Source organism: Streptomyces sp. NPDC051976, from assembly GCF_040680795.1.
Classification (GTDB): domain Bacteria; phylum Actinomycetota; class Actinomycetes; order Streptomycetales; family Streptomycetaceae; genus Actinacidiphila.
This window is the reverse complement of the sequence record NZ_JBFAXL010000001.1, coordinates 455,540-475,680: the sequence shown is the minus strand read 5'-3', so window position 1 is coordinate 475,680 and position 20,141 is coordinate 455,540. Positions and strand designations below refer to the sequence as shown.

At 70.7% G+C, this 20,141-nt stretch carries 19 protein-coding genes; 18 read left to right on the top strand and 1 reads right to left on the bottom strand.

Annotated features, from left to right (window positions below):
* From AB0M29_RS02270 to AB0M29_RS02245, 6 genes are all read left to right on the top strand, one after another.
* On the top strand, positions 1 to 945 hold a 945-nt coding region (locus tag AB0M29_RS02270; RefSeq protein WP_365377611.1), incomplete at its 5' end, for a CofH family radical SAM protein.
* Positions 946 to 979: 34 nt separating this feature from the next.
* Entirely contained in the window at positions 980 to 1,480 is a 501-nt protein-coding gene (locus AB0M29_RS02265) for a hypothetical protein (protein WP_365377608.1), read from the top strand.
* Positions 1,481 to 1,560: 80 nt separating this feature from the next.
* Positions 1,561 to 2,253, top strand: coding sequence for a demethylmenaquinone methyltransferase (locus AB0M29_RS02260; protein WP_365377605.1), 693 nt, complete (start codon positions 1,561 to 1,563; stop codon positions 2,251 to 2,253).
* Positions 2,254 to 2,378: 125 nt separating this feature from the next.
* Entirely contained in the window at positions 2,379 to 3,986 is a 1,608-nt protein-coding gene (locus tag AB0M29_RS02255; protein ID WP_365377602.1) for a zinc ribbon domain-containing protein, read from the top strand.
* A gap of 142 nt (positions 3,987 to 4,128) precedes the next feature.
* Positions 4,129 to 5,415 (top strand): geranylgeranyl reductase family protein, encoded by a 1,287-nt coding sequence (locus AB0M29_RS02250; RefSeq protein WP_365377599.1) that lies wholly within the window; start codon positions 4,129 to 4,131, stop codon positions 5,413 to 5,415.
* On the top strand, positions 5,412 to 5,870 hold the full coding sequence (locus AB0M29_RS02245) for a pyridoxamine 5'-phosphate oxidase (RefSeq protein ID WP_365377597.1): 459 nt from the start codon (positions 5,412 to 5,414) through the stop codon (positions 5,868 to 5,870). The genes AB0M29_RS02250 and AB0M29_RS02245 overlap by 4 nt, the downstream gene beginning before the upstream one ends.
* A gap of 100 nt (positions 5,871 to 5,970) precedes the next feature.
* On the opposite strand, the gene AB0M29_RS02240 is transcribed toward AB0M29_RS02245, so the two are convergent.
* Positions 5,971 to 6,855 carry a C40 family peptidase gene (locus AB0M29_RS02240; protein ID WP_365377595.1) on the bottom strand — a complete coding sequence of 295 codons (885 nt, stop codon included), beginning with the start codon at positions 6,853 to 6,855 and terminating at the stop codon, positions 5,971 to 5,973.
* A gap of 599 nt (positions 6,856 to 7,454) precedes the next feature.
* Between AB0M29_RS02240 and AB0M29_RS02235 the strand changes: the two genes are divergently transcribed.
* The 12 genes from AB0M29_RS02235 to nuoL are packed head-to-tail and all read left to right on the top strand — an operon-like array spanning position 7,455 to position 20,141.
* A complete protein-coding gene (locus tag AB0M29_RS02235) occupies positions 7,455 to 7,814 on the top strand; it encodes an NADH-quinone oxidoreductase subunit A (protein ID WP_365377592.1) in 360 nt (119 codons plus the stop codon).
* A gap of 27 nt (positions 7,815 to 7,841) precedes the next feature.
* Positions 7,842 to 8,396, top strand: a complete 555-nt coding sequence (locus tag AB0M29_RS02230; RefSeq protein WP_365377590.1) for an NADH-quinone oxidoreductase subunit B family protein — start codon at positions 7,842 to 7,844, stop codon at positions 8,394 to 8,396.
* Positions 8,393 to 9,112 carry an NADH-quinone oxidoreductase subunit C gene (locus AB0M29_RS02225; RefSeq protein WP_365377588.1) on the top strand — a complete coding sequence of 240 codons (720 nt, stop codon included), beginning with the start codon at positions 8,393 to 8,395 and terminating at the stop codon, positions 9,110 to 9,112. The genes AB0M29_RS02230 and AB0M29_RS02225 overlap by 4 nt, the downstream gene beginning before the upstream one ends.
* Entirely contained in the window at positions 9,112 to 10,446 is a 1,335-nt protein-coding gene (locus AB0M29_RS02220) for an NADH-quinone oxidoreductase subunit D (RefSeq protein ID WP_365377585.1), read from the top strand. The genes AB0M29_RS02225 and AB0M29_RS02220 overlap by 1 nt, the downstream gene beginning before the upstream one ends.
* The gene (gene nuoE / locus AB0M29_RS02215) at positions 10,443 to 11,177 is read left to right on the top strand and encodes an NADH-quinone oxidoreductase subunit NuoE (protein WP_365377582.1); all 735 of its coding nucleotides are present in this window, start codon (positions 10,443 to 10,445) and stop codon (positions 11,175 to 11,177) included. The genes AB0M29_RS02220 and nuoE overlap by 4 nt, the downstream gene beginning before the upstream one ends.
* Positions 11,177 to 12,511 (top strand): NADH-quinone oxidoreductase subunit NuoF, encoded by a 1,335-nt coding sequence (gene nuoF / locus AB0M29_RS02210; protein WP_365377580.1) that lies wholly within the window; start codon positions 11,177 to 11,179, stop codon positions 12,509 to 12,511. The genes nuoE and nuoF overlap by 1 nt, the downstream gene beginning before the upstream one ends.
* On the top strand, positions 12,508 to 15,036 hold the full coding sequence (locus tag AB0M29_RS02205) for an NADH-quinone oxidoreductase subunit G (protein ID WP_365377577.1): 2,529 nt from the start codon (positions 12,508 to 12,510) through the stop codon (positions 15,034 to 15,036). The genes nuoF and AB0M29_RS02205 overlap by 4 nt, the downstream gene beginning before the upstream one ends.
* A 41-nt stretch (positions 15,037 to 15,077) precedes the next feature.
* A complete protein-coding gene (gene nuoH / locus AB0M29_RS02200; protein ID WP_365377670.1) occupies positions 15,078 to 16,427 on the top strand; it encodes an NADH-quinone oxidoreductase subunit NuoH in 1,350 nt (449 codons plus the stop codon).
* Complete coding sequence (gene nuoI / locus AB0M29_RS02195) at positions 16,420 to 17,055, top strand: NADH-quinone oxidoreductase subunit NuoI (protein WP_365377574.1); 636 nt, start codon at positions 16,420 to 16,422, stop codon at positions 17,053 to 17,055. Before nuoH ends, nuoI begins: the two co-directional genes overlap by 8 nt.
* Positions 17,052 to 17,927, top strand: coding sequence for an NADH-quinone oxidoreductase subunit J (locus tag AB0M29_RS02190; protein WP_365377573.1), 876 nt, complete (start codon positions 17,052 to 17,054; stop codon positions 17,925 to 17,927). Before nuoI ends, AB0M29_RS02190 begins: the two co-directional genes overlap by 4 nt.
* A complete protein-coding gene (gene nuoK, locus AB0M29_RS02185; RefSeq protein ID WP_033177728.1) occupies positions 17,924 to 18,223 on the top strand; it encodes an NADH-quinone oxidoreductase subunit NuoK in 300 nt (99 codons plus the stop codon). The genes AB0M29_RS02190 and nuoK overlap by 4 nt, the downstream gene beginning before the upstream one ends.
* 13 nt (positions 18,224 to 18,236) lie before the next feature.
* The gene (gene nuoL / locus AB0M29_RS02180; RefSeq protein WP_365377570.1) at positions 18,237 to 20,141 is read left to right on the top strand and encodes an NADH-quinone oxidoreductase subunit L; all 1,905 of its coding nucleotides are present in this window, start codon (positions 18,237 to 18,239) and stop codon (positions 20,139 to 20,141) included.

Genomic DNA, 20,141 nt, shown 5'->3' with positions numbered 1-20,141 from the left:
ACCGACAAGGGCTGGACGCGCGGCCTCGATGACATCCTGCGGCGCTGTGCGGAGACCGTCGAGCTCGGCGGCACGCAGATCATGTTCCAGGGCGGGCACCACCCCGATTACGGGGTGGAGTACTACGAGGAGCACTTCGCGGCGATCAAGGCCGCCTACCCGCAGTTGGTGATCCACTCGCTGGGTGCCTCCGAGGTCGACCACATGGCGCGGATCTCCGGGGTGAGCGCGGAAGAGGCGATCCGCCGGATCCACGCGGCGGGTCTGGACTCGTTCGCGGGTGCGGGGGCGGAGCTGCTGCCGGAGCGGCCGCGCAAGGCCATCGCCCCGCTGAAGGAGTCGGGTGAGCGGTGGCTGGAGATCATGGAGACCGCCCACCGGCTGGGGGTGGAGTCCACCTCCACGATGCTGATGGGTACCGGAGAGACCAATGCCGAGCGGATCGAGCACCTGCGGATGATCCGTGACGTGCAGGACCGTACCGGTGGTTTCCGGGCGTTCATCCCGTACACGTACCAGCCGGAGAACAACCATCTGAAGGGCCAGACGCAGGCCACGCTCTTCGAGTACCTGCGGATGATCGCCATCGCGCGGCTGTTCCTGGACAACGTCGCGCACATCCAGGGTTCCTGGCTGACCACCGGCAAGGAGGTCGGCCAGCTCTCGCTGCACTACGGCGCCGACGACCTGGGCTCGGTGATGCTGGAGGAGAACGTGGTGTCCTCCGCCGGTGCGAAGCACCGCTCCAACCGGATGGAGCTGATCCATCTCATCCGGGCGGCCGGCCGGGTACCCGCCCAGCGCGCCACCACCTATGAGCACCTGGTCGTCCACGACGACCCGGCCAACGACCCGGTCAACGACCACGTCGTCTCCCACCTGTCCTCCACCGCCATCGAAGGCGGCACCGCGCATCCGGAGCTGAAGCTGCTCGACGCCCGCTGACACCGGGCCCGTGGCCGTGCGCGATCATGGGGGCATGCTGACCCTTCACGTGGCCCCCTTCCTCCGGCTGACCGTCGAGGGCGAGGCGGCCCACGACGGCGCCGTGGTCGTCGACGGGGCCCGGGTGATCGCGGTGGGCCCCATGGACGAGCTGGCCGCGGCGCATCCGGACGCCCGGGTACGCCGCTGGCGGGGCACCATCGGGCCCGGCCTGGTCGCGGACGGCGTCAGGACGCTGCTGGAAGAGACGTACCACGACGACCCGCAGGACCCCGAACGCCCGCGGGACCGGGCCGAGTCGGTCCGGCGCGGCATCCACGGGCTGCTGCAGCGCGGGGTCACCGGCGTCGTCGACGACCTCACCGACCCCGCGGTCCGCGCGGCCGTGGACCGCAGCGGCCTGGTACGGGTCTGGCCGGGCGCCGCCTCCCCGGGGCTCGCGGCGGGCGGCCGCGCCGACCTCGCGGTCTTCGACGGCGACGGCGGATGCGTGGCGACCGTACTCGGCGGCCGTCTGGTGCACCGCCGGGCCTAGGGCCTGTCCGCAACGTCTCGTCCGGTCGGCATCTCGGGCCGGGCGCCGGGCCGTACGGCGGGCGCAATAGGCTGGGGTCCGTGACGCGAGCATCCCTGGACAAGCAGCCGCACGAAGTCGCCGCGATGTTCGACGACGTGGCGGCCAAGTACGACCTCACCAACGACGTGCTGTCGCTGGGCCAGACCCGGCTGTGGCGCAGGGCCGTCGCGCAGGCGCTGGATGTGCGGGCGGGCGAGCGGGTGCTGGACCTCGGCGCCGGTACGGGCACCTCGTCACTGCCGTTCGCCGCCGCGGGCGCTTCCGTCGTCCCGTGCGACTTCTCCCTCGGCATGCTGCGCGAGGGCAAGAAGCGCCACCCCGAACTGCCGCTGACCGCCGGTGACGCGACCCGGCTGCCGTTCGCCGACGGCGTCTTCGACGCGGTGACGATCTCCTTCGCGCTGCGCAATGTGCACGACACCGACGCGGCGCTGCGCGAGATGCGGCGGGTGACCCGGCCCGGCGGGCGGCTGGTGATCTGCGAGTTCAGCCACCCCAGCATCCGGCCGCTGCGCACGGTCTACACCGAGTACCTGATGCGCGCGCTGCCGCCGGTCGCCACCAAGGTGAGCAGCAACCCGGACGCGTATGTCTACCTCGCCGAGTCCATCCGCGCCTGGCCCGACCAGAAGGCGCTGGCCGGACGGCTGCAGGGCGCGGGCTGGAAGGGCGTGGCCTGGCGCAATCTGACCGGCGGCATCGTGGCACTGCACCGGGGCACGAACAGCTAACGGCGCCGCCGTTCCGGGCGGCGGGCGGGAACCACCGCACTAAGGTGCGGTGTCTGCGCGGAGGAGGTCCTCCGTACGGGCGTTTTTTTCCGCCCCCCAGCGTCCCCGAACTCCCGGAGTGGCACGTGCCCTTCTGCCCCGCCTGCGGTGACCAGGCTCCCGACGACGCGCGCTTCTGCATGCGCTGCGGCAAGGAGCTGACCGCGCTGCCGCCGAAGCCGGAGCAGTCCCCGGCGGCGCCGCCCGCCGAAGCCCCACCCGTATCCGCCCCGCCTCCGCCGGCCGCCCCGCCTCCGCCCGCCGTGCCGCCCGTCCCGGCGTACGGTCCCGGGCCGGCCGCCCCGGTGGCACCGTCGCCGGCCGCGCTCTTCGTACGGCGGGTGTTCTCCGGGCCGTGGGAGTGGGCGGCGGGCACCGCGGGGGCCGCCGCGGCGGTCATCCTGGGGCTCGCGCTGGTCATCGCGGTGTGGACGCAGGGCACCAGCGAGGCGTCGGACGCGGGCTTCCTGACCCGGGCCCGGGTGGCGCTGGCCGTGCTCGTCCAGGGCCTCGGCAGCAGCCTGCACCTGAGCGAGATCGACACCTTCTCCCACAGCACGGCCCTCGGCGAACCGGGCGGCGATCTGGTCTCCGGCTCCGACGGGGTCTCCGACTACGTCAGTACGTCCACCACGACCCTGTCCGGCTGGGTGCTGACCGCCACCGCGCTGTGGGTGGTGACCCTGATCCTGGTGCTGCGCCGCACACGGCGGCAGCAGACGGGGCCCGAGGCGGCGGTACGGGTGGCGCTGCTGTGCGCGGTGGCCGCGGGCGTGCTCGCGGCGGCCGCCCAGCCGCGCGTGGGCAGCAACGCGGTCGCCACCAGCCCGCTGGCCACCGCCCTGTGGACCTTCGTGATCAGCCTGGTGACGGCGCTGCTGGCGCTGCCCGACCCTCGGGTCCGCCCCTGGCTCGACGCCCGGCCGGGCGTCGCCACCGCGCTGCGTGCGCTGCGTACCGCCGCCACCGCCCTGCTCGTCACCGTCGCCTTCGCGGGAGTCGTGGTCTTCTCGGTGGCGGCGTACCACTACGACGACGTCTCCGGCTGGGGGCTGGCCGGCGTCGCGCTGCTGCTGCCCAACCTCGGTGCGGCCGGGCTGAATCTGAGCTGGGGCGGGCCCTCCCACATCAGCGACAGCCTGGCGGCGGGGGAGGGACCGCACATCAGTTTCGGACTGACCGATCTCAGCCATGTGTGGAGCGCGTGGTCGGTGGCCGCGGTCGTCGCGGGCGGTGTGCTGAGCGCACTGGTGATCGGGCTGCTCGCGGTGCGGCGCTCCGGCGACCGCGCCGAACAGCTCATGGTGGCGGGGCTGTTCACCGCGCTGTTCGTCCTGCTGATCGCCGTCGGCGGCGCGGGCAGCGACGGCAGTTCCCGCTACGGAGCGGACGAACAGCGCACGCACAGCCACGCCTCCGCCTCGTCGTCGGTGCCGGAGGCGCTGCTCTTCGGGCTGCTCTGGTCGTTCGGCGGCGTGCTCGCCGTGCCGTACGCGGCAAGGGCGTTGGGCCGCGAGCGGCTGCTGGCGGGCGCCGCGCCGTACCCTCCTGTTCCGGCCACCGGCACCCCGCCCGTACCCGGGCAACCTCCCGCGCCGCGGGCGGCGTCCGATCAGGAGACCGTGTTCGACCTCGGAATCGTGCAGCCGGACCGGTTGGGCAAGGCGCGTCCCACCGACGAGCCGGACGCCTGACGGCACGCGCGGGGGGAGGAGTGAACGGCCGGAAGGCGGCGCTACCGAGAGCCGCTGCCGGGCCGCGCCCGGCTCCCTCATAGACTCGGTGGAGAGCAGCCGAGCAGCCGCGCATCCCCTCGCCGAAACGGGAGAGCCCACCGTGACCGACACCGCCCTGTCCGAGTACAGCGCCGACGTGATCGTCGTCGGCGCCGGGCCCGCCGGCTCGACGACCGCGTACTACCTGGCCAAGGCCGGACTCGACGTCCTGCTGCTGGAGAAGACCGCGTTCCCGCGCGAGAAGGTGTGCGGCGACGGCCTGACACCGCGCGCCACCAAGCAGCTCGTCGCCATGGGGATCGACATCTCCGAGGAGGCGGGCTGGCTGCGCAACAAGGGCCTGCGCATCATCAGCGGCGGGGTGCGGCTCCAGCTCGACTGGCCGGACCTGGCGGCGTATCCGAACTACGGCCTGGTCCGCAAGCGCGAGGACTTCGACGAACTCCTCGCCCAGCAGGCCGTGAAGGCCGGAGCGCGGCTCTACGAGCGGTGCAACGTCAGCGGCGCGCTGACCGATCCGCGTACCGGCCACGTGACCGGTGTCGAGGCGAAGCTCGGCGAGGAGAAGAAGCCCGCCGTCTTCCACGCCCCGCTGGTGGTCGCCGCCGACGGCAACTCCACCCGGCTGTCGCTGTCGATGGGCCTGCACCGCCGCGAGGACCGCCCGATGGGCGTCGCGGTCCGCACGTACTTCACCTCGCCCCGGCACGACGACGACTACCTGGAGTCGTGGCTGGAGCTGTGGGACCGGCGCGGCGCCACCGACCGCCTGCTGCCCGGCTACGGCTGGATCTTCGGCATGGGCGACGGCACGTCCAACGTGGGCCTGGGCATCCTCAACTCCTCCGCCGCGTTCCGCGAGCTGGACTGGCGCGAGGTGCTCAAGGCGTGGTGCGCCTCGATGCCCGAGGACTGGGGTTACACCCCGGAGCACATGACGCACCCGATCCGCGGTGCCGCGCTGCCGATGGCCTTCAACCGCCAGCCGCACTACACCAAGGGCCTGCTGCTGGTCGGCGACGCGGGCGGCCTCGTCAACCCGTTCAACGGCGAGGGCATCGCCTATGCGATGGAGTCCGGCCAGATCGCCGCCGACGTCATCACCCAGGCCCACGCCCGCGCCACCCCCGGCCAGCGCGAACTGGCGCTGCAGAACTACCCGCGCATCCTCAAGGACACCTACGGCGGCTACTACACGCTCGGCCGCGCCTTCGTGAAGCTGATCGGCAACCCGAAGGTGCTGCAGCTGGCCACCCAGCGCGGTCTCACCCACCCGATGCTGATGCGCTTCTGCCTCAAGCTCCTCGCCAACCTCACCGACCCCACGGGCGGCGACGCGATGGACCGGGTGATCAACGGCCTGACCAAGATCACCCCGAGCGCGTGAGCGAGGCGGAGGGGCCGCGCAGCCGCGAGGAGCGCAAGCGCGACGCGCTGCACCGGCTGGAGCACGACCCGGACGTGTGGGTGGCCACCGCCGACCCGCAGGGCGTGCCGTGCCTGATGCCGCTGTTCTTCTGGTGGGACGGGTCGTTCCTCTGGCTGTCGACCCGGCCGACCAACCCGAGCGGCGCCAACATGGCCGGTACGGGGACGGCGCTGCTGTGCCTGGGGACGACCAGGGACGTGGTGCACATCGAGGGCGCCGTGACGGCGTTCACCGCCGGGGAGCTGCCGGAGGGCGTCGCCGACGCGTTCACGGCGAAGGGCGACTGGGACCCGCGGGAGTCACCGCAGCGGTACGACTGGTACCGCGTGGAGCCGCGGGCGCTGCGCGCCTGGGGGACCGTCCCCGAGCTGGCCGGCCGGCTGTTGATGCGCGACGGGCAGTGGCTGGTCTGAGCCGCCCGTGAGCCGTCCCTGACCCATCCGTGAACCATCCGTACGCGAAGGCCGCCGTCGACTCCGCAGAAGTCGCGGCGGCCTTTCCGGTACGGCGGGGTCAGAGGACCCGGACCGCCCAGTCGGGCATGTAGTCGGCGAGCTGGTGGATCGCGACCGGTGTGGACGGGTTCGCCGCGTCCAGGTACTGGCCGTCGCCTATGAAGACGCCCACGTGGTAGGCGCTGCCCTCGCCACCCCAGAAGATGAGGTCGCCGGGCTGGAGGTTGCTGATCGAGACGGGGGTGCCGACCGTGGACTGCTCCTGGGAGGTCCGCGGCAGGCTGACACCGACGGTCTGGAAGGCGACCTGGGTGAGACCGGAGCAGTCGTACGAGTCCGGGCCGGTGGCGCCGTACACGTAGGGCTTGCCGAGCTGCGACTTCAGGAACGAGATCAGCTTGGCGGCGCTGCCGGTGGCCGAGGACGGGGCGGCACTGGTGGTGCTGCTCGGGCTCGGCGCCGGGGACGGGGTGGCGGCTGCCAGCTTGGTCCGCTCAGCTGAGCGGGAGGCGGCCTGGGCGGCCACCGCGCGCTCATGTGCGGCCTTCGCCGCGGCGGCGGCCTTGAGCTCGGCGGCCTTCTTCTTCGCGGCCGCGGCCTTCGCCGCCGCGAGGGCGGACTTCTGCCGGGCGTCCTGGAGAGCGAAGAACTCCGCGTCGCGGGTGATCGCGGTGGCGGCCTGCTGCCCGGTGACCGAAGTGGTCAAAGTGGCGGCCCGTGCGGCGGTAGTTGCCGCGGGGGCGACGGAGGAGGAGTCCTTCGCCGAGGCACCGTGCGAGTTGTCGGCGAGGGCCGGGGCGGCCGCACCGCACAGGGCGATCGCGCTGACGACGCCGCCGACGAGTCCGGCCTTGCGCGCCCAGGTGGCGTTCGCAGGAGCGGCGTGCCGTCGGCGGCCTGTATGTGTGGCGGACGCGGTGGTCCGCTGCTTGTTCGGGGACATGGCTCTTTGGCTATCAGGAATGAATGGTTCCGTTCAACAAAGGTGGGATGCGCCACAGTTGACGTGCTCACGGCCTGAATGACCCGTTTGGGATCTTGGTCCGAGGTCGGATTGCCCCGCTATCAGATGAGCGGTTACTTATGCGCTCGTGCGCGCGTTCACGCACGCGATCCGCCCGGGATTCCGGGCTTCGCGGGCTCTTTCGATGGACCGCGGGCGCGCTATCACGACGTATCGTCCAGCACCAATTTGCATCGCTGGGTAGTCGCTTGATAATGCAAGGAACCCGCTGACCTGCCACAACAGTGCTGGTTGTGCACGGAAGTCACCCTTTGCAACCGTTCCGCCACATGATCACCGCTCATCAGCCTTCATGATCATTCGCCAGGTGGTGGAGATCACAAAGGTCGTGAGCCACCCCGTGTCGCAGATCACAGACCGGGAGGCATAGGATGCAGGCGGCTTGGGCTTGTGAACTGCCTCACATAGACACGATCTTCGTGCTCCGGTGGGCACCACAGGTCGTAGTCGGGTCTCCGCTTTCCGTAGCGGAAGGCCACGCAGTCACTGGCGACTGGAACAGGAAGGAGCGGGGGACGGTGAATGCCTACGCGCCCATCCTCGTGCTGGGAGGCCTCGCGGCCGGCTTCGCGATCTTCTCCGTTGTGATGGCCTCGATCATCGGGCCCAAACGGTACAACCGCGCCAAACTGGAAGCATATGAGTGCGGCATCGAGCCCACACCGCAGCCCGTCGGCGGCGGTCGCTTCCCGATCAAGTACTACCTGACGGCGATGCTGTTCATCGTCTTCGACATCGAGATCGTCTTCCTCTACCCCTGGGCCGTCACGTTCGACCGCCTGGGGATGTTCGGGCTCGTCGAGATGCTCCTCTTCGTGCTCACCGTCTTCGTCGCCTACGCGTATGTGTGGCGGCGCGGCGGCCTGGAATGGGACTAGGGAACCGAGGGGACCGGGAGCCAACGCATGGGTATCGAAGAGAAACTGCCGAGCGGATTCCTGCTCACGACGGTGGAGTCCGCGGCCGGCTGGGTACGTAAGGCGTCGGTCTTCCCCGCCACCTTCGGCCTCGCCTGCTGCGCCATCGAGATGATGACCGCGGGCGCCGGGCGGTACGACATGGCCCGGTTCGGCATGGAGGTCTTCCGCGGATCGCCGCGCCAGGCCGACCTGATGATCGTGGCGGGCCGGGTCAGCCAGAAGATGGCGCCGGTGCTGCGGCAGGTCTACGACCAGATGCCGAACCCCAAGTGGGTCATCTCGATGGGCGTCTGCGCCTCCAGCGGCGGGATGTTCAACAACTACGCGATCGTGCAGGGCGTCGACCACATCGTGCCGGTCGACATCTACCTGCCCGGCTGCCCGCCGCGGCCCGAGATGCTGCTGGACGCGATCCTCAAGCTGCACGAGAAGATCCAGCACTCCAAGCTCGGCGTGAACCGCGAGGAAGCCGCCCGCGAGGCGGAGGAGGCGGCCCGCAAGGCGCTCCCGCTGATCGAGATGAAGGGGCTGCTCCGGTGAGTGAGCCACAGGACAACGGCAACGGCGGTGTCCCCGCCCAGCGTGACGACGCCGTCGGCGAGGTCATCGGGGTGCGCAAGGGCATGTTCGGCGCCAACAACGGCGGCGACACCTCCGGTTACGGCGGCCTGGTCCGTACCGTACGGCTGCCCGGCGCCAGCTCCCGGCCGTACGGCGGCACCTTCGACGAGACCGCGGACGAGCTGGAGGGCGCGCTGGAGGAGCAGGGCCTGCCCCCGGCCGACGCCATCGAGAAGACCGTGGTCGACCGCGACGAGCTGACCTTCCACATCGCCCGCGAGCACCTGGTGCGCGTCGCCAGGACGCTGCGCGACGACCCGGCGCTCCGCTTCGAGCTGTGCCTGGGTGTGAGCGGTGTGCACTACCCCGGCGAGACCGGACGCGAGCTGCACGCCGTCTACCACCTGCGGTCGATCACCCACACCCGGCTGATCCGGCTGGAGGTGAGCGCCCCCGACTCCGATCCGCACATCCCGTCGCTCGTCTCCGTCTACCCGACGAACGACTGGCACGAGCGCGAGACGTACGACTTCTTCGGCATCGTCTTCGACGGCCACCCGGCGCTCACCCGGATCATGATGCCGGACGACTGGCCGGGCCACCCGCAGCGCAAGGACTACCCGCTCGGCGGCATCCCCGTCGAGTACAAGGGTGCCCAGATCCCGGCTCCCGACCAGCGGAGGTCGTACAGCTAATGAGCACACACCACGCCCCCGCGCAGGCCGAGGAGCGCGAGACCACCGAGGGACGGGTCTTCACCGTCACCGGCGGCGACTGGGACGAGCTCGCCGAGACCGTCTCCAAGGCGGACGACGAGCGGATCATCGTCAACATGGGGCCGCAGCACCCCTCCACGCACGGCGTGCTCCGGCTGATCCTGGAGATCGACGGCGAGACGGTCACCGAGGCGCGGTCCGGTATCGGCTACCTGCACACCGGTATCGAGAAGAACATGGAGTTCAGGACCTGGGTCCAGGGCTCCACCTTCGTGACGCGCATGGACTACCTGACGCCGCTGTTCAACGAGACCGCGTACTGCCTGGCCGTCGAGAAGCTGCTCGGCGTCACCGAGCAGGTGCCGGACCGGGCCAGCGTCATCCGCGTGCTGCTGATGGAGCTCAACCGGATCTCCTCCCACCTGGTCTGCATCGCGACCGGCGGCATGGAGCTCGGCGCGACCACGATCATGATCTACGGGTTCCGCGACCGCGAGATGATCCTGGACATCCTGGAGCTGATCACCGGCCTGCGGATGAACCACGCGTACGTCCGCGTCGGCGGCCTCGCCCAGGACCTGCCGCCCGGCGCGGTCGACCAGGTGCGCGAGTTCGTCAAGAAGATGCGCAAGAACCTCCCGGAGTACGACAAGCTCGCCACCGGCAACCCGATCTTCAAGGGCCGGATGCAGGAGGTCGGCTACCTGGACCTCGCGGGCTGCATGGCGCTCGGCGCCACCGGCCCGATCCTGCGGGCCGCCGGACTCCCGCACGACCTGCGCAAGTCGAACCCGTACTGCGGTTACGAGAACTACGAGTTCGAGGTGCCGACCGCCGACACCTGCGACTCCTACGGCCGGTTCCTGGTGCGGCTGGAAGAGATGCACCAGAGCCTGCGGATCGTCGAGCAGTGCCTGGACCGGCTCGCGCCCGGCCCGGTGATGGTCGAGGACAAGAAGATCGCCTGGCCCGCGCAGCTCGCGCTGGGCCCCGACGGCCTCGGCAACTCGCTCGACCACATCAAGAAGATCATGGGCACCTCGATGGAGGCCCTCATCCACCACTTCAAGCTGGTGACCGAGGGCTTCCGGGTGCCGCAGGGCCAGGCGTACGTGGCGGTCGAGTCGGCCAAGGGCGAGCTGGGCGTGCACGCGGTCAGCGACGGCGGCACCCGCCCGTTCCGGGTCCACTTCCGCGACCCCTCCTTCACCAATCTCCAGTCCATGGCGGCGATGTGCGAGGGCGGCCAGGTCGCCGACGTCATCGTCGCGGTGGCGTCCATCGACCCCGTGATGGGAGGCGTCGACCGATGACTGACGTGTCTTTGGGCATCCCGCAGATGCCCGCACCCGACTTCCCGGCCGATGTGCGCGCCCGGCTGGAGGCCGACGCCAAGGAGGTGATCGCCCGCTACCCCGGAGCGCGCAGCGCCCTGCTGCCGCTGCTGCACCTGGTGCAGTCCGAGGAGGGCCATGTCACCCGGACCGGCATCAGGTTCTGCGCCGAGATGCTGGATCTGACCACCGCCGAGGTCACCGCGGTCTCGACCTTCTACACCATGTACCGGCGCAAGCCGAGCGGTGACTACCAGGTCGGCGTCTGCACCAACACGCTCTGCGCGGTGATGGGCGGCGACGCCATCTTCGACGAGCTCAAGACGCACCTCGGCGTCGGCAACGACGAGACCACCGCCGACGGCAAGGTCACCCTCGAGCACATCGAGTGCAACGCGGCCTGCGACTTCGCGCCGGTGGTGATGGTGAACTGGGAGTTCTTCGACAACCAGACCCCCGAGTCCGCCAAGCAGCTCGTCGACGACCTGATCGCGGGCCGCGAGGTGCACCCGACCCGGGGCGCGCCGCTGTGCACGTACAAGGAGACGGCCCGCATCCTCGCCGGGTTCCCCGACGAGCGCCCCGGCGCGGTCGAGGCGAGCGGCGGCGCGGGCCCCGCGTCATTGACCGGACTGCGGCTGCACAAGGGCGAGATCCCCGCCCGGGTCGTCACCCAGCGCGCCGAGCCGACCCAGGAGGAAAGCGAGTGATGACCGTGGACTCGGCGGAGAAGCTGCTCGCCCCCGTGCTGTCGGCCTTCTGGGACGACCCGCAGTCGTGGACGCTGCAGACCTACCGCAGGCACGAGGGCTACCAGGGCCTGGCCAAGGCCCTCGCGATGGCCCCCGACGACGTGATCGCGTACGTGAAGGACTCCGGTCTGCGCGGTCGCGGCGGCGCCGGCTTCCCCACCGGGATGAAGTGGCAGTTCATCCCGCAGGGCGACGGCAAGCCGCACTACCTGGTGGTCAACGCCGACGAATCCGAGCCCGGGACCTGCAAGGACATCCCGCTGCTCTTCGCCAACCCGCACTCCCTCATCGAGGGCATGGTGATCGCCTGCTACGCGATCCGCTCCAGCCACGCCTTCATCTACCTCCGCGGTGAGACCGTCCCGGTGCTGCGCAGGCTGCACGAGGCCGTCCGCGAGGCCTACGCGGCCGGCTACCTCGGCAAGAACATCCAGGGCAGCGGCTTCGACCTGGAGCTGACGGTGCACGCCGGCGCCGGCGCGTACATCTGCGGTGAGGAGACCGCGCTGCTGGACTCCCTGGAGGGGCGCCGCGGCCAGCCCAGGCTCCGCCCGCCGTTCCCCGCCGTCGAGGGGCTCTACGCCTGCCCCACTGTGGTGAACAACGTGGAGTCGATCGCCTCGGTTCCCGCGATCATGCAGCGGGGCAAGGACTGGTTCAAGGCGATGGGCTCCGAGAAGTCCCCGGGCTTCACGCTCTACTCGCTCTCCGGCCATGTCGCCCGCCCCGGCCAGTACGAGGCGCCGCTCGGCATCACCCTGCGGCAGCTCCTCGACATGGGCGGCGGCATGCGCCCCGGCCACCGGCTGAAGTTCTGGACCCCGGGCGGCTCCTCCACCCCGATGTTCACCGACGAGCACCTCGACGTGCCGCTGGACTACGAGGGCGTCGGCGCCGCCGGATCGATGCTCGGCACCAAGGCACTGCAGTGCTTCGACGAGACGACCTGCGTGGTGCGGGCGGTCACCCGCTGGACCGAGTTCTACGCCCATGAGTCGTGCGGCAAGTGCACGCCGTGCCGTGAGGGCACCTACTGGCTGGTCCAGCTGCTCCGCGACATCGAGGCAGGCAAGGGCCGGCTGTCCGACCTGGACAAGCTCAACGACATCGCCGACAACATCAACGGCAAGTCCTTCTGCGCGCTGGGCGACGGCGCCGCCGCCCCGATCTTCTCCTCCCTGAAGTACTTCCGCGCGGAGTACGAGGAGCACATCGAAGGCAAGGGCTGCCCCTTCGACCCGGCCCGCTCCACCGCCTGGGCCGACAAGTCCCGTACGGAGGCCCACGCGTGACTGTCACTACCAGCGCACCCTCCGGGGGAGGCGGGACCGCGCAGCCGCCGGAGGACCTGATCTCCGTGCAGATCGACGGCATCGCGGTCTCCGTCCCCAAGGGGACGCTCGTGATCCGGGCCGCCGAACTGCTCGGCATCGAGATCCCGCGGTTCTGCGACCACCCGCTGCTCGACCCGGCCGGTGCCTGCCGCCAGTGCATCGTCGAGGTCGAGGGCCAGCGCAAGCCGGTCGCGTCCTGCACGATCACCTGCACCGACGGCATGGTCGTCCGCACCCAGCTCTCCTCGCCGGTGGCCGAGAAGGCGCAGCGCGGCGTGATGGAGCTGCTGCTGATCAACCACCCGCTGGACTGCCCGGTCTGCGACAAGGGCGGTGAGTGCCCGCTGCAGAACCAGGCGATGCAGGTCGGCGACCCCGACTCGCGCTTCGAGGGCCGCAAGCGCACCTACGAGAAGCCGGTGCCGATCTCCACCCAGGTGCTGCTGGACCGCGAGCGCTGCGTGCTCTGCGCGCGCTGCACCCGGTTCAGCAACCAGGTGGCGGGCGACCCGATGATCGAGCTGCTGGAGCGCGGCGCGCTGCAGCAGGTGGGCACCGGTGAGGGCGACCCGTTCGAGTCGTACTTCTCCGGCAACACCATCCAGATCTGCCCGGTGGGCGCGCTCACCTCGGCCGCGTACCGCTTCCGCTCCCGGCCGTTCGACCTGGTGTCGTCGCCGTCGGTGTGCGAGCACTGCGCGGGCGGCTGCGCGACCCGTACCGACCACCGGCGCGGCAAGGTCATGCGGCGGCTGGCCGCCGACGACCCGCAGGTCAACGAGGAGTGGATCTGCGACAAGGGCCGCTTCGGCTTCCGCTACGCGCAGCGCCCCGAGCGGCTGACCCACCCGCTGGTCCGCGACGCCGACGGCGAGCTGGTCGCCGCGAGCTGGCCCGAGGCGCTCGCCGCCGCCGCGGCCGGACTCGCCGCGGCCCACGGCCGCTCCGCGGTACTGCCCGGCGGGCGGCTCACCGTCGAGGACGCCTACGCGTACGCGAAGTTCGCCCGGGTCGTGCTCGGCACCAACGACGTGGACTTCAGGGCCCGCGCCCACTCCGCCGAGGAGGCCGACTTCCTGGCCGCCACGGTGGCCGGACGCGGACGCGACCTGACCGGCACCGGCGTCACGTACACCGCGCTGGAGAAGGCACCAGCGGTGCTGCTGGCCGGGCTGGAGGCCGAGGAGGAGGCCCCCGGGGTCTTCCTGCGGCTGCGCAAGGCCCACCGCAAGCACAAGCAGCAGACCTACGCGCTGGCCACCCACACCACCCGCGGCCTGGAGAAGGCGGGCGGCGTGCTGCTGCCCGCCGCGCCCGGCACCGAGGGCGAGTGGCTGGACGCGCTGGCCGGCGGAGTCGGCCTGGACGCCACCGGGCAGCGGGCCGCCGAGGCGCTGCGCGCCGAGGGCGCCGTGATCCTGGTCGGCGAGCGGCTGGCGGCGGTCCCCGGCGGGCTCACCGCCGTGGTCCGGCTGGCCACGGCCACCGGCGCCACCCTGGCGTGGATCCCGCGCCGGGCGGGCGAGCGCGGCGCGGTCGAGGCGGGCGCCCTGCCGGGGCTGCTGCCCGGCGGCCGCCCGGTCACCGACCCGCGGGCCCGTACCGAGGTCGCCGGAGTCTGGGGCCTGCCCGAACTGCCGCACCGCTTCGGCCGGGACACCGGCCAGATCATCGAGGCCGCGGCGGCCGGAGAGCTGGCCGCGCTGGTCGTCGGCGGCGTCGAGGTCGCCGACCTGCCGGACCCGGCCCGTGCCCGCGAGGCGCTGGACGCGGTCGGCTTCCTGGTCAGCCTGGAGCAGCGGCCCAGCGAGGTCACCGAGCGCGCCGACGTGGTGCTGCCGGTGGCCGCGGTCGCCGAGAAGGCGGGCACCTTCCTCAACTGGGAGGGCCGCGCCCGGCTGTTCGAGGCCGCGATCAAGCCCGACCAGGCCGTCAACCGGCACCAGCTGCCGGACTCCCGGGTGCTGACCATGCTCGCCGACGCGCTCGACGTGTCCCTGGGCCTGGCCGACGTACGCTCCGCGCGCGCCGAACTCGACCGGCTGGTGGGCCCGTCCGAGGCGGGCGGCTGGTCGGGACCGTTCGGCAGCCCGCCGCTGGAGAGCGCGGTGCCGCTGCCGCGGCCCGCCGAGGGCGAGGCCGTACTGGCCGGCCACCGGCTGCTGCTCGACCAGGGCCGTCTGCAGGACGGCGACGACGCGCTGGCCGGCACCCGGCACGCGGCCGTCGCCCGGCTGTCGGCGACGACCGCCGCCGAGGCCGGCGTCACCGACGGCGACCGGCTCACGGTCACCGGCCCCGCCGGATCCACCACGCTGCCGGTGGCCGTCACCCCCATGCCCGACCGGGTGGTGTGGCTGCCGCTGAACTCGACCGGCGGGGGCGTCGCCTCCGACACCGGCGCCGCGCCCGGCGCCCTGGTGCGGATCGCCGCCGCGGGGGCCGTCGGAGCCGCTACCGAGTCACCGGAGGTGAACGCGTGAGCAGCCCCGTTGCCGCCCTCGCGGCGAGCGAGGATCTCTCGATGTTCGGCCACGACGTGTGGTGGCTCATCGTGCTGAAGGCCGTGTTCTGCTTCGCCTTCGCGATGCTGACCGTGCTGCTCTCCATCGTGTGGGAGCGCAAGGTCGTCGCCTGGATGCAGCTGCGCATCGGCCCCAACCGGCACGGCCCCTGGGGCATGCTCCAGTCGCTGGCCGACGGCGTGAAGCTGATGCTCAAGGAAGACATCATCGTCAAGCGGGCCGACAAGGTGGTGTTCGTCCTCGCGCCGATCGTGGCGGCCATCCCGGCCTTCATGGCGTTCGCGGTGATCCCCTTCGGCCCCGCCGACAACGAGGTGTCGATCTTCGGCCAGCGCACCGCGCTGCAGCTCACCGACCTGCCGATCGGCCTGCTGTACATCCTGGCCACCGCGTCCGTCGGGATCTACGGCATCGTGCTGGCCGGCTGGTCGTCGGGCTCGACGTACCCGCTGCTCGGCGGCCTGCGCGCGTCCGCGCAGATGATCTCGTACGAGATCGCGATGGGCCTGTCGTTCGCCGCGGTGTTCCTCTACTCCGGCTCGATGTCGACCTCGCAGATCGTGGTGGCCCAGCACGACCGCTGGTACGCGATCCTGCTGCCGGTGTCGCTGATCATCTACATCGTGTCGATGGTCGGTGAGACCAACCGGGCGCCGTTCGACATGCCCGAGTCCGAGGGCGACCTGGTCGGCGGCTTCAACACCGAGTACAGCTCGATCAAGTTCGCGCTGTTCATGCTCGCCGAGTACGTGAACATGGTGACGGTCTCCGCGGTCGCCACCACGCTCTTCCTCGGCGGCTGGCGCGCCCCCTGGCCGATCAGCACCTTCTGGGAGGGCGCGAACCACGGCTGGTGGCCGATGCTCTGGTTCGTCATCAAGGTCCAGCTGCTGCTGTTCTTCTTCATCTGGCTGCGCGGCACGCTGCCCCGCGTCCGCTACGACCAGTTCATGAAGCTGGGATGGAAGGTCCTCATCCCGGTCTCGATGGTCTGGCTGATGCTGGTCGCCGCCGTCCGCGCCATGCGGAACGAGAACTACGACTTCTCGGACATCGTGCTCTACATCGGCGGCGGGGTGATCGTCCTGCTGCTGCTCGGGGTGGTCGCCGACATGCTCCGGGGCGGCGACAAGGACGAGCAGGGCGGCGCGCTGGCGCCACCGGACAGGTTCGACCCGATGGCCGGCGGCTACCCCGTACCGCCGCTGCCCGGACAGCAGTTGCAGGCTGTGCCGCGGCGCCCCAGCCGGGCGCAGGCCCAGCTCGTCGGAGCGTCCGGCGCTTCCGGCGCGGTGGGCGCCCCCGGCCAGGACGCCGAGACGGAGAAGAAGGAGGACAACGATGCCTGAGTTCCTGGGCCCGGTCGCAGGCTTCGGCGTGACCTTCAAGGCCATGTTCAAGAAGCGCCTGACCGAGCAGTACCCCGAGTACAAGAAGCCGACAGCACCGCGCTTCCACGGCCGCCACCAGCTCAACCGGCACCCGGACGGCCTGGAGAAGTGTGTGGGCTGCGAGCTGTGCGCGTGGGCCTGCCCGGCGGACGCGATCTACGTGGAGGGCGCGGACAACACCGAGGAGGAGCGCTACTCCCCGGGTGAGCGCTACGGCCGCGTCTACCAGATCAACTACGCCCGCTGCATCCTGTGCGGCCTGTGCATCGAGGCGTGCCCGACCCGGGCGCTCACGATGACCAACGAGTACGAACTCGCCGACAGCACCCGCGAGTCGCTGATCTTCACCAAGGAGCAGCTGCTGGCGGGCCTGGAGGAGGGCATGGTCGACTCCCCGCACTCGATCTTCCCGGGCATGGACGAGGGCGACTACTACCGCGGCGCGGTCACCGAGGCCGCGCCCGGCACGGTGCGGCAGGTCGCCGTCTCCAAGGGCGAGAAGCCGGACGAGGACGCGGCCACGTCGATGCCGTCCATCCTCGCCCCCGGCGACTCCGCTCCGGCGGGAACGGGGGCCGAGGCATGATGGCGCTCGCGGCGGCGGCCGCCTCGCAGACCTCCACCGGGGAGGCCGTCCAGTTCTGGGTGCTCGGCACGGTCGCCGTGCTCGGCGCGCTCGGCACCGTCCTGATGAAGAAGTCGGTGCACAGCGCGCTGTCCCTGGCCGGGACGATGATCGTGCTGGCCGTCTTCTACCTGGCGCAGGGCGCGTACTTCCTGGGCATCGTGCAGATCGTCGTCTACACCGGCGCGATCATGATGCTCTTCCTCTTCGTCGTCATGCTGGTCGGCATCACCGCCGCCGACTCGCTCAAGGAGACCCTCAAGGGCCAGCGCTGGATGGCGGCGGCCTGCGGGCTCGGCTTCGGCATCCTGCTGATCGCCGGGATCGGCAACGCCTCGCTCGACACCTTCACCGGCGTCGGTCACGCCAACGCCGCCGACGGCGGCAATGTGCAGGGCCTGGCCCACCTGGTGTTCACCAAGTACGTATGGGCCTTCGAGATCACCGGCGCCCTGCTGATCACCGCCGCCATCGGCGCGATGGTGCTCACGCACCGGGAGCGCACCGAGGAGCGCCGCACCCAGCGCGAGCTGTCCGAGGCGCGTGTGCGCGAGGGCAAGCAGGTCACCCCGCTGCCCGCGCCCGGCACCTACGCCCGGCACAACGCGGTGGACATCCCGGCGCTGCTGCCCGACGGCACCATCTCGGAGCTGTCGGTCAGTTCCACCCTCCGCTCCCGCGGCCAGATCCGCGACGTCTCCGAGGACTCGCGGCGGCGGCTGGCGGAGCTGGAGCAGCGCGCGGAGGAGTGGCTCGAGAGGGAGCCTGACCGGGCCCTGGAACAGGACTCGTCCGACCGCGGGTCCGAGCGGTCCGAGGAGGCTGCCAAGTGAATCCGGCCAACTACCTGTACCTGTCGGCGCTGCTGTTCACCATCGGCGCGGCGGGCGTACTGATCCGGCGCAACGCGATCGTCGTGTTCATGTGTGTGGAGCTGATGCTGAACGCCTGCAACCTGGCGTTCGTCACCTTCTCCCGGCTGCACGGCAATCTCGACGGCCAGGTGATCGCGTTCTTCACGATGGTCGTGGCCGCCGCGGAGGTCGTGGTCGGGCTGGCGATCATCGTGTCGATCTTCCGCTCCCGCCACTCGGCCTCGGTCGACGACGCCAATCTCATGAAGCTGTAGAGGGGCTGCGACAGTGGAAACCCTGATCGGACTGGTCGTCGCGGCGCCACTGCTCGGCGCGGGCATCCTGCTGACCGGAGGCAAGCGGTTCGACCGCGTCGGCCATCTGCTCGGCACGCTGTTCGCGCTGGTGTCGTTCGCCTTCGGTGTGGTCCTGTTCTTCAACATGCTGGGCAAGGACGCCGACGCGCGCACGCTGAACTCGCACCTGTGGACCTGGGTGCCGGTCGGCGGGTTCCACGCCGAAGTCGGCTTCCAGCTCGACCAGTTGTCGATGACCTTCGTGCTGCTGATCACCGGTGTGGGCTCGCTGATCCACATCTACTCGATCGGCTACATGGAGCACGACGAGCGCCGCCGCCGCTTCTTCGGCTATCTCAACCTGTTCCTGGCGGCGATGCTGCTGCTGGTGCTCGCCGACAACTACTTCCTGCTGTACGCCGGTTGGGAGGGCGTCGGCCTGGCCTCGTACCTGCTGATCGGCTTCTGGCAGCACAAGCCGAGCGCGGCGACCGCGGCCAAGAAGGCGTTCCTGGTCAACCGGGTCGGCGACATCGGGCTGTCGGTGGCCATCATGCTGATGTTCACCACCTTCGGGTCGTTCGCCTTCGCTGACGTCCTGCCGAAGGCCGGGGCCGCGAGCACCACCCAGCACGCCACGATCACCGGTATCGGCTTCATGCTGCTGCTGGCCGCCTGCGGCAAGTCCGCCCAGGTGCCGCTGCAGTCCTGGCTCGGTGACGCGATGGAGGGCCCGACCCCGGTCTCGGCCCTCATCCACGCCGCCACCATGGTGACCGCGGGCGTCTACCTCATCACCCGGTCCGGCGCGATCTTCAACGCCGCGCCCGACGCGCAGATGGCCGTGGTCACGGTGGGCGCGGTCACGCTGCTCTTCGGTGCGATCGTCGGTTGCGCGAAGGACGACATCAAGAAGGCGCTCGCCGGATCGACGATGTCGCAGATCGGCTACATGATCATGGCGGCCGGGCTCGGCCCGATCGGCTACGTCTTCGCGATCATGCACCTGGTCACCCACGGCTTCTTCAAGGCCGGGCTGTTCCTCGGCGCCGGTTCGGTCATGCACGGCATGAACGACGAGGTCGACATGCGGCGCTACGGGAACCTGCGGAAGTTCATGCCGATCACCTTCGTCACCTTCGGCCTCGGCTATCTGGCGATCATCGGCTTCCCCGGCCTGTCCGGGTTCTTCTCCAAGGACAAGATCATCGAGGCCGCCTTCGCCAAGGGCGGCCACGAGGGCTGGATCCTCGGCAGCGCGGCCCTGCTGGGCGCGGCGATCACCGCGTTCTACATGACGCGCGTGATGGTGATGACCTTCTTCGGCGAGAAGCGCTGGGTGCCGGACGCGGAGGGCCACGAGCCGCACCCGCACGAGTCGCCCAGGTCGATGACCTTCCCGATGATCGTGCTGGCCTTCGGATCGGTCTTCGCCGGCGGCCTGTTCAGCCTGAACAGCTCCTTCGTGAAGTGGCTGGAGCCGGTCACCGGGCACAGCGAGGGTGACTCGCCGCTGAGTGTGGGCGTCATCATCGGCGCGACCCAGGTGGCGCTCGTCCTCGGTGTCGCGCTCGCCTGGCTGATGTACGGCCGCAAGCCGGTGCCCGCGGTCGCCCCGCGCGGCTCCCTCGTCACCCGGGCCGCCCGCCGCGACCTGCTCCAGGACGACTTCAACCACGTGGTCCTGGTCCGCGGCGGCGAGCACCTCACCCGCACGCTGGTCTACCTCGACCACACCCTGGTCGACGGCGTTGTCAACGGCACCGCCGCAGGGGTCGGCGGTCTCTCCGGGCGGCTGCGCAAGCTGCAGAACGGCTACGTGCGTTCGTACGCCGTCTCGATGCTCGGCGGCACCGCGGTGCTGGTCGCGGCGACTCTTCTGATGAGGGCGGTCTGA

Bases quoted from the DNA above. Each gene is read 5' to 3' on its own strand.
- AB0M29_RS02265 (WP_365377608.1), top strand. From the start codon at position 980: ATGCTGACCCTTCACGTGGCCCCCTTCCTCCGGCTGACCGTCGAGGGC.
- AB0M29_RS02240 (WP_365377595.1), bottom strand. From the start codon at position 6,855: ATGTCCCCGAACAAGCAGCGGACCACCGCGTCCGCCACACATACAGGC.
- AB0M29_RS02230 (WP_365377590.1), top strand. From the start codon at position 7,842: ATGGGTATCGAAGAGAAACTGCCGAGCGGATTCCTGCTCACGACGGTG.
- AB0M29_RS02220 (WP_365377585.1), top strand. From the start codon at position 9,112: ATGAGCACACACCACGCCCCCGCGCAGGCCGAGGAGCGCGAGACCACC.
- nuoE (WP_365377582.1), top strand. From the start codon at position 10,443: ATGACTGACGTGTCTTTGGGCATCCCGCAGATGCCCGCACCCGACTTC.
- nuoF (WP_365377580.1), top strand. From the start codon at position 11,177: ATGACCGTGGACTCGGCGGAGAAGCTGCTCGCCCCCGTGCTGTCGGCC.
- nuoH (WP_365377670.1), top strand. From the start codon at position 15,078: ATGTTCGGCCACGACGTGTGGTGGCTCATCGTGCTGAAGGCCGTGTTC.
- nuoI (WP_365377574.1), top strand. From the start codon at position 16,420: ATGCCTGAGTTCCTGGGCCCGGTCGCAGGCTTCGGCGTGACCTTCAAG.
- AB0M29_RS02190 (WP_365377573.1), top strand. From the start codon at position 17,052: ATGATGGCGCTCGCGGCGGCGGCCGCCTCGCAGACCTCCACCGGGGAG.